Origin of the sequence: Frankia sp. CeD (assembly GCF_000732115.1) — a bacterium.
Classification (GTDB): domain Bacteria; phylum Actinomycetota; class Actinomycetes; order Frankiales; family Frankiaceae; genus Frankia; species Frankia casuarinae.
In genome coordinates, this window is sequence record NZ_JPGU01000075.1 from 1 (window position 1) to 8,116 (window position 8,116).

Genomic DNA, 8,116 nt, shown 5'->3' on the forward strand with positions numbered 1-8,116 from the left:
CCCCCGACAATCACCCCAGGAAGCTCGCCGAAGGCGAGCTGACGGAAACCCCGAACGGCGCCCAGGGCCAGGGGTCCCCGCGTCGCGGCGAAGCCGCTACGCGGGGGAGGCACGCTGGTTGCGTCCCCGCCAACCTTCCACCGGAAGGCCGAACTTGGCAACAAGACGATCAGTGAACGGCAGCGGGTGCACCACGGCGAGCCGCACCGGTCGGCGGCCGCGGACCACCTCGACCCGCGACTCGGGGGGCACCTCGACGGACCGCCGGCCGTCACAGTAGAGGACCGCGGGCACCGGCGGCAGGATCTCCACGGCGACCGCGGAGGTCGGCGCCAGCACGAGCGGCCGGGCGAACAGCGCGTGCGCGCTGATCGGGGCGACCAGCAGGGCCTCGACGCCCGGCCACATCACCGGACCACCGACCGAGAAGGCGTAGGCGGTGGATCCGGTGGGCGTCGAACAGATCACCCCGTCGCAGCCCCACCGGGACAGCGGACGCCCGTCAATCTCCAACACGCATTCCAGCATCCGAGCGCGCTCGGCCTTCTCCAGGGACATCTCGTTGAGCGCCCAGCCGGTATAGGTGACCTCGCCACGCCGCCGGACCGTGACGTCTACCGTCATGCGTTCCTCGACCGTGTAGTCCTTGCGGACGACGTGCTCGATGGTGGATTCCAGCGCGTCGGGTTCGGCCTCGGCGAGGAACCCGACATGCCCGAGGTTCACGCCCAGCAGCGGGGCGTCAGCGGTGCGGGCCAGCTCCGCGCCGCGCAGCAGGCTGCCGTCGCCGCCGAGGACCAGCACCAGTTCCACCCCGACGGCCGCGTCGGCGTCGTGCGGCACGCTGTTGGCGGCGGTCAGGTCGAGCATCTCCGCCTCGTCCCGCAGCACCCGCGGCGACACCCCGGCGGCGGCCAGGCCCTCGATGACCCGATGGGCGCTCTCCCGGACCACCGAGCGGCGGGGNTGGGNGACGACGAGGATCTCCCGCGTCATGCCCGGCGCCCCGGTCCCGCGGGGCCGGCGGCGATCGCCCCGGCCAGGACGTCCGCGTCGAGCGGTGGGGCCCCGGCGGCCAGCCACAGCAGGTACTCGACGTTGCCCGCCGGGCCGGGCAGCGGACTCGCCGTGACGCCACGCACGCCGAGATCCAGCATGGCCGCGGACGCCGCCACGTCGTGGACCGCCTCGGCGTGCAATGCGGTGTCACGCNCCNCCCCGCCGGGCCCGAGCCGCTCCCGGCCGACCTCGAACTGGGGCTTCACCAGCAGCACGAAATCGGCATCCGGGACCGCGCAGGCGCGCAGCGCGGGCAGCACCAGGGCCAGCGAGATGAACGACAGGTCCCCGACGACCAGGTCGACGCGGTCACCGATCTCGGCGGGCGTCAGGTTCCGGGCGTTGGTACGGTCGAGCACGCGGNCCNGGGGGTCGCAGCGCAGCCGCCACAGCAACTGCCCGTAGCCGACGTCCACGGCCACGACGGTCCCCGCCCCGTACCGCAGCAGCACGTCGGTGAAGCCGCCGGTGGAGGCACCGACGTCCAGGCACCGACGACCGGCCACGACCAGCGTGGGGCCGGTCGAACGCGGGATTTCGGCACCCGGCCCCGGTTCCGGCCCCGGTGCGGGGACCCCGAAGGCCTCGAAGGCACCCAGAAGTTTGTGCGCGCCGCGGGAGGCGTAGCCGGGATCGTCCCCCTTCGTCACCGCGATGGAGGTGGATCCGTCGACCACCGTGGCAGCCTTCGTGGCAGGAATGCCGCCGACCAGCACCCGACCCGCGGTGATCGCCGCAACGGCCTGCTCCCGGGACCGGGCGAGACCACGACGGACAAGTTCGCTGTCCAGACGTGTCCGGCGGGACATCGCGACCCCGGAGCGACTCACCGCGCCGGCCGGATCATGCCCGGCCCGGGCCGCGGCCCTCCCGTGGGACGCGCCCCGCAACGCGCCGGAACGGGCACGCCCGGCCCGGCCGCGCCCCCGACGCCCTTGACCTGGTCAGCACCCTTGACCTGGTCAGCGCTCCCGTCCAGGTCCGCCAGTGCCCCGGCCAACCGGCGGTTTATCTCCTCGAAGACCTCGACATGCGCGGCCGTCGGTAGGACGTCGAGCATGTCCAGCCGGCCGAGGGCGCCGCGAACCTCGGCAGGCAGATTCTCGGTGTTCACGTTGTCAGCCTCCCGCACTCACGGCCGCTGACGCGACGGACCCTGGCGACGTGCGTCATGCGACGAATCTCATGTCCTGTCCACTCCTCGTCCGGCCGGATCCGCCCTCGGCCGGCCCGGGACCTCACCCCGGGTCCGTCAGGACCACCGGAGATCGGCTCGCAACCGGTGTAAACTCGCCCACCACGCGGGTCGTCCCGCCCGGAACACCTACTCTCACGCTAGTGTCCCGGCACGCCGGGCCGAGAGGGGCGCAGGTCGAACAGGCCGACCGGAACACCTACTCTCACGCTAGTGTCCCGGCACGCCGGGCCGAGAGGGGCGCAGGTCGAACAGGCCGAGAGGAGGACCGGCCGGGATGGCCGACAGGTCGCAGTGCGAGGCCGCGCTCCATGCTCTCGCCGCCCGCCTGGATGGGCTCTCCGCCGACGGCCGTCCCCCGCGCGCCCCGGATCGCGTCATCGTCTGTCGTATCCCCGATCTCGGCGCTGTCTTCTCCGGGGAGCTGCGCGACGGCTGCCTGCGGCACATTGGCGAAGGCAGCCGCGACGACGCCCAGATCACCCTGACGCTGGAGAGCGACGACCTGGTGGCGGTCGCCGAGGGAAGGCTTCCCGCGATGACCGCCTGGGCCAGTGGGCGGCTGAAGGTGGACGCGAGCGTGTGGGATCTGCTGCGGGTCCGCTCGCTGCTGTGACGATGCGCCTGTTCACCGACGATGCTCCAAGGCGCCGGGACTCAGGCGAGCGCCACGGGCTCCGGTGCCCGGGGCGCCGGAGCCATCAGGTCCTCGCAACCCGGTGGGCGTCGCGCCGCGATCGCGTGGACGGCGACGCCGCTGTCCAGGGCGGACCAGACCGTGGCGCAGGCGGCCCGCAGCCCGTCCAGCCCGTCGGTGCCGTCCCCGTTCCACGTGTCGTCACCCGACATATCCCGGTCTGACGCATCCCCACCGGAATGACCGCCGCCTGAACGATCGCCATCCGACGCGTCATCGCCCAGCCCGTAGCTTTCACCCGACCAGTGCAGCGTCCCCTCCTCGACCCGGCTGCTCCAGGCGCCGCAACGATAGGCGTGGTTCCCCAGCTCCGGGACGGCCTCCACCGGTGGCGCCGCCCGGAGCAGCCCGCGCAGGTCCGCGGCGAGGAAGTCGGGACGGTGCGGAGCGGGAGCTGCGAGCAGGTCTCCGGGGGTCGTCACCCCGGTGAAGACGAGCAGGGTCGGCGTCGACGTCCGGTGACCGGCCTCGATGTCGGTGTCGAGCCGGTCACCGACGATGAGGGGTGTCCGGGCTCCGCTGCGCCGCATCGACTCGCGGTGCATCGCCGACTCGGGCTTGCCGGTCACCACCGGCTCGCGGTCCGTAGCGGCCCGCAGGAAGGCGATGACGGATCCGTTACCAGGCGCGACGCCCCGCTCGGTTGGCACGGTGCGATCGGCGTTGCTGGCGATCCACAGTGCTCCGGCCCGGATGGCATAGGCCGCCTCGGCGAGGCGGGCATAGGNGAGATCCGGGNCGAACCCCTGGACCACCGCCGCCGGATCGTCCTCGGCCGAGTCCACCGGGACCAGGCCCTCCTCCATCACCGCCTGTCGAAGTCCCCGCCCTCCGGTAATGAGCACCCGGGATCCGGTGCCCAGCCGTTCGGCCAGGACGTGCGCCGCTGCCTGCGCCGAGGTGACGACGTCCTCGGTTTGCGCCGGCACGCCGAAGCCGCGCAGGCGGGCGGCGACCTCGGCCGGCGGGCGCAGTGCGTTGTTCGTGACGTACACCGTGCGCATCCCCCGGCGGCCCGCGGCTGCGATGGTGCCGGCCGCGTGTGGCACGGCGGCGGCCCCACGGTTGACGACACCGTCGAGATCCATCAGGGCGACGTCGAACAGGTCGGCCAGCGGCCGGTCCGTCCCGCGCAACGGCCCGGGGAAGCCGCCGGAAGACACGGAGAAACCAGAGGACACAGAGGACACAGAGGAACCGGACAAGCCGCAGGACGACGAAGCGGAGGAGACCGCGGAAGGGCTGACTGACGAAGGGCTGGTTGACGTGGTCTCGTGCGCCGGCGCGGGCACGGCGGCCGGCCGGGTCATGCTCGAGCCAACGCCGCGCGGGCGCCACGCAGCGCGACACCGTAGTGTCGGATGTCGGGACGCATCGCCACGGCCAGCGCCAGATGCTCCACGGCCGCCCGGAGATCACCGATCTTGCGGGCGGACAGCCCGAGGCCGAACTGGGCGTAGTCGTCGGTGGGATGCCGGTCCACGATCCAGGCGAAAGTCTCCCGGGCCGCGCCGTACTGACCGGCGGTGAACTGTGCCCGGGCCAGCGCCTCCCGCACGCTCGGTGAGGCGGGTTCGGCCGCGACGGCGTGGGCCAGCAGCTGCACCGCGGCATTGGCGTCCCCGTGGCCGAGCAGCGCCATCCCCCGGGTGTACCAGTCGTAGNCCTCNCCCGCCGGTCCCGGCCGGGACCGGTCCGCACTGTCATCCACCCAGGACGTCACATCGGACGGCACCGAGCTGGATCTATCACGTCGTCTGCGGGCGGGCAGCCCACCGGGCGTCTCGTCCGGTACATCCCCCGGAGGGCCGGTCTCCTCGGACATCTTCACCTCCACGACACGGACGATCATCTGTCTCCTCGCCACACCAATCCTGAGCACCGGGCACGGACCTCGCGCCAGGCCACGCGCCGGACCTCGCGCCGGGCCTCGCGCCAGGCCACGCGCCAGGCCACGCGCCGGACTCCGCCGCACCGTGGCGCCCTCGATGCGCATCACCGCCTCTCACCCGAGGAACACCGCCAGATCCGGAATCACTCCGTCCGGCTTCGCCACCGCGGGNGCCAAGCGCCAGGCACATCCTCGAGGTCCGCAGCTCCAGTGTCGCCGCAAAGCCGCCCAACGTNCCTCGAGATCCCCATAACGATCAGGTGTGCGCTGTCCNCCGTCCCGCCGCTCCGATGGCACGCTCGCACTACGGGAAGGTGGTGAAATGTTCCTCTCGCCCGGTCGGGCCGGCCGGAACACGGGCGGTCAGCAGCGAGGGCACTCCCGGGTCACACCGGGTCCGCACTCTCGGGGCCCTACGATGCGGCTCATGGTTGACGCCGATCGTCCCGTTCCCGCTCCGGCGGGTCTCGTGCTCGCCCCGTTCCGGGCCGCACGATTTCCGTCCTCCGGGCCGGACCTCGCCCCGCTGACCTCCCCGCCCTACGACGTCATCGACGACGCCGAACGGGCGGAGCTCCAAGCGCGCGACGAGCGCAACGTGGTCCGGCTCATCCTCCCCGGGGAGGACTACGACGGGGCCGCCCGCACGCTGCGGGCATGGCTGGACAGCGGAGTGCTGCGTCGCGACGAGAAGGCCTCCGTCTACGTCTACGAGGAGGAGCGGGCCGGCCACGCCCAGCGCGGGCTGATCGGGGCGGTCGCGCTGACCGATCCGGATGCGGGGATCATCCTCCCGCACGAGAACACCATGGCGGGCCCGGTCTCAGACCGGTTGGCGCTGACCCGCGCGACCCGCGCGAACCTGGAACCGATCTTCCTGCTCTACGCCGGCGGCGGCGAGACCAGCCGGGTGGTCTCGATGGTGATCGCCACGACGCCGCTGGTGGAGACGTCCACGGACGACGGGGTGACGCACCGGCTCTGGGCCATCGACGATCCGGCGGTCCTCACCGCCATCGCCGCGGACCTGTTGCCCCGGCGCGCGGTGATCGCGGACGGCCACCATCGGTACGCCACCTACCGCCAGTACCAGGCGGAACGGCACGCCGCCGGGGATGGTTCGGGCCCCTGGGACTTCGGTCTGGCCTTCCTCGTCGACGCGACCGTCTCGGGGCCCCAGGTGCACGCCATCCACCGGGTAGTGCGTGGTCTCGGGCTCACCGAGGCGGTGCGGCGGGCCGCCGAGGNGTTCACCGTGCGTCAGCTCGCCGGGCCCGGCGAGGGNGGTACCGCCGCCGGGGATGCCGGTGGCGTGGGGCCGGCAGGCGCGGACCCGGACGCGCTGGTGGAGGAACTGGCCAAGGCCGGGCAGGGCGGGCACGCGTTCGTGGTCACCAACGGCACCGCGGCCTACCTGCTCACCGAGCCCGACGCCGACCTGCTCACCCGTAGTCTGCCCCCCGAACGGTCGGCGGCCTTCCGTGGACTCGACGTCACCGTCGCTCATCTTGCGTTGATCGTGGACGTCTGGGGGTTGACGGACACGGTGGGCGTGGTCGACTACCACCACGACGCGCCGGCCGCGATCGCCGCGGCGGCTGCGGCGGGAGGTACCGCGCTGCTGCTCAACCCCACCCCGATCGCCGGTGTGACGGCCGTCGCCGAGGCCGGCGAGCGGATGCCGCGCAAGTCGACGTTGTTCACCCCGAAGCCGCGCACCGGACTCGTGCTGCGTCCACTCGACGACTGACCGGCGTACGTAGGACCGGCGTACACACGGTCCGTCTCCCCGCGGACCCACGGATACCGGGCGGAGTGGTCCTCGGCCGAACGGTCCTACCTCCCGGTCTCCGTCGCCTCGGCCTCGGGAGCAGCCTCGGTGCCGGTGCCGGTGCCATGATCAGTAAGATCATGGCCGGTGATGTCCTGATCGACGTTCGCCTCGGTCCCGGCGTCCGCGTCGGGATCGGCCCGATCCGAGAGCAGGAGATCCGCGCCGTCCTGGGCAGCCTCCTCGTCCTCCTCGGGGAGAGGCCGACCAGTCATGATCAGATACGCACGGGCGTCGGCGTCGGTCTCTCCCTCGTCGATCGCAGCCGTGGAGGTGAACCAGCGTGCGGCCTCCTCTGGACGACCGGCGGCAAGCAGCGCCTCGGCATAGGCGTACCAGAGGCGGGCGGTCCACGGCGCGGGCGGCGTCTTGGCCGTGGCCAGATCCCGCAGCAACACGACGGCGGCCTCCGGCTGACCGAGGTCCCGGCGGGCCCCGGAGACGACGATGAGCATCTCCGCCCGAGCGGCCGGATCAAGCTGGTCGATCTGCGGATCCCGCAGGTAGGCGACGGTACGCTCCGGCCGGCCCAGTCCCCGTTCGCTGTCCGCCATCAGCGGCAGGTTGTGCGCGGAACCGTCCATCCGACGAGCGGCCCGAAGTTCCACCAGGGCCGTCGCGTACTCCCCCGCATGGTAGGCCGCGATACCGACCGCCTCGCGCACCGCGGGCAGGCGCGGCACCCGATCGGCGGCGGCGCGGGCGTGGGCGAGCGCGCGGGCGGGATCGTCGTCGAGCAGCAGGGCGGTCGCGACGAGATGGCGGGCGATCGTGTCGGCGAGCGACGATGGCAGCCCCCGAAGGGACCGGCGCACGTCGTGGTCCAGCAGGTCCGCGCGGGCCTCGTCGGGAAGTGGCGGAGCCGGCACCCGGGCCCGCCGGCTGCCCTGCTCAGTCTGATCAGTCCGGCCAGCCCGGTCGGTTCTGTCAGTCCGGCCAGGCCCGGTCGGACGGCCGCCGCGGGGGCCGCCGCGGGGGCCGCCGCCCCCGGGCCTGGAAGCCTCGGTGAACGGCCGGCCACGGCGCTCGGCGCGAGCGGCGCCGTCGCGGCGGTCCCCTCCACCGCTGGTGTCCCGGGGCCCCCGGGACTCCCGGCCTCGATCGCCGCCGGGCCGCGGGCCGGCCGAGCGCGTACCCGCGGGACGGTCGCCATCGGAACGCCAGACTCTGCCGTGAGTCGGCCGTTCAGGGCCGTCGTGCCGGGGCCGCGGGCCGTCGCTGCCGGCCCGGGCCTGCCCGGGCCGATGGGATACCGAGGAGTCGCGCCCCGGTCTGCCGTGGTCGGGACGGCTACTCGGCCTTCCGGACCGGCCGGTCTCCTCCGCTCCCGGCCGACCCCGACGCTCGCGCCAAGCCGCCTCGGCGGCGACCCGGTTGCGGGCGGAGGCTCCGCTCGCGCCCCGGTCACCGCTCGCGCCCCGGTCACCGCGCGGGCCGTCGGCT

The 8,116-nt window shown here is 73.4% G+C and carries 8 protein-coding genes; 2 read left to right on the top strand and 6 right to left on the bottom strand.

The features are described 5' to 3' along the window. Nucleotides 1-96: 96 nt before the first annotated feature. The 3 genes from CED_RS20480 to CED_RS20490 all read right to left on the bottom strand — a co-directional run bounded on the left by CED_RS20480 (nt 97) and on the right by CED_RS20490 (nt 2,173). Nucleotides 97-996, bottom strand: coding sequence for an NAD kinase (locus tag CED_RS20480; protein ID WP_035731753.1), 900 nt, complete (start codon nt 994-996; stop codon nt 97-99). Further along, nucleotides 993-1,868 (bottom strand): TlyA family RNA methyltransferase, encoded by an 876-nt coding sequence (locus tag CED_RS20485; RefSeq protein WP_035913440.1) that lies wholly within the window; start codon nt 1,866-1,868, stop codon nt 993-995. The genes CED_RS20480 and CED_RS20485 overlap by 4 nt, the downstream gene beginning before the upstream one ends. 17 nt (nt 1,869-1,885) lie before the next feature. After that, nucleotides 1,886-2,173 carry a hypothetical protein gene (locus CED_RS20490; protein WP_011437546.1) on the bottom strand — a complete coding sequence of 96 codons (288 nt, stop codon included), beginning with the start codon at nt 2,171-2,173 and terminating at the stop codon, nt 1,886-1,888. 358 nt (nt 2,174-2,531) lie between these two features. Here CED_RS20490 and CED_RS20495 point away from each other — a divergent pair, with 358 nt between their 5' ends. Further along, the gene (locus CED_RS20495) at nt 2,532-2,870 is read left to right on the top strand and encodes an alkyl sulfatase C-terminal domain-containing protein (protein ID WP_011437547.1); all 339 of its coding nucleotides are present in this window, start codon (nt 2,532-2,534) and stop codon (nt 2,868-2,870) included. A gap of 41 nt (nt 2,871-2,911) precedes the next feature. Here CED_RS20495 and CED_RS20500 read toward each other — a convergent pair whose 3' ends face one another. Both CED_RS20500 and CED_RS20505 read right to left on the bottom strand, forming a co-directional pair. Next, entirely contained in the window at nt 2,912-4,261 is a 1,350-nt protein-coding gene (locus CED_RS20500) for an HAD-IIA family hydrolase (RefSeq protein ID WP_035913442.1), read from the bottom strand. Further along, nucleotides 4,258-4,776, bottom strand: coding sequence for a tetratricopeptide repeat protein (locus CED_RS20505; protein ID WP_369807868.1), 519 nt, complete (start codon nt 4,774-4,776; stop codon nt 4,258-4,260). Before CED_RS20505 ends, CED_RS20500 begins: the two co-directional genes overlap by 4 nt. Before the next feature lie 484 nt (nt 4,777-5,260). On the opposite strand from CED_RS20505, the gene CED_RS20510 reads away from it, so the two are divergent. Next, nucleotides 5,261-6,592, top strand: coding sequence for a DUF1015 family protein (locus CED_RS20510; RefSeq protein WP_035913444.1), 1,332 nt, complete (start codon nt 5,261-5,263; stop codon nt 6,590-6,592). Nucleotides 6,593-6,678: 86 nt separating this feature from the next. On the opposite strand, the gene CED_RS20515 is transcribed toward CED_RS20510, so the two are convergent. Continuing rightward, nucleotides 6,679-7,542 carry a tetratricopeptide repeat protein gene (locus CED_RS20515; RefSeq protein WP_023842160.1) on the bottom strand — a complete coding sequence of 288 codons (864 nt, stop codon included), beginning with the start codon at nt 7,540-7,542 and terminating at the stop codon, nt 6,679-6,681. Between the last annotated feature and the right edge of the window lie 574 nt (nt 7,543-8,116).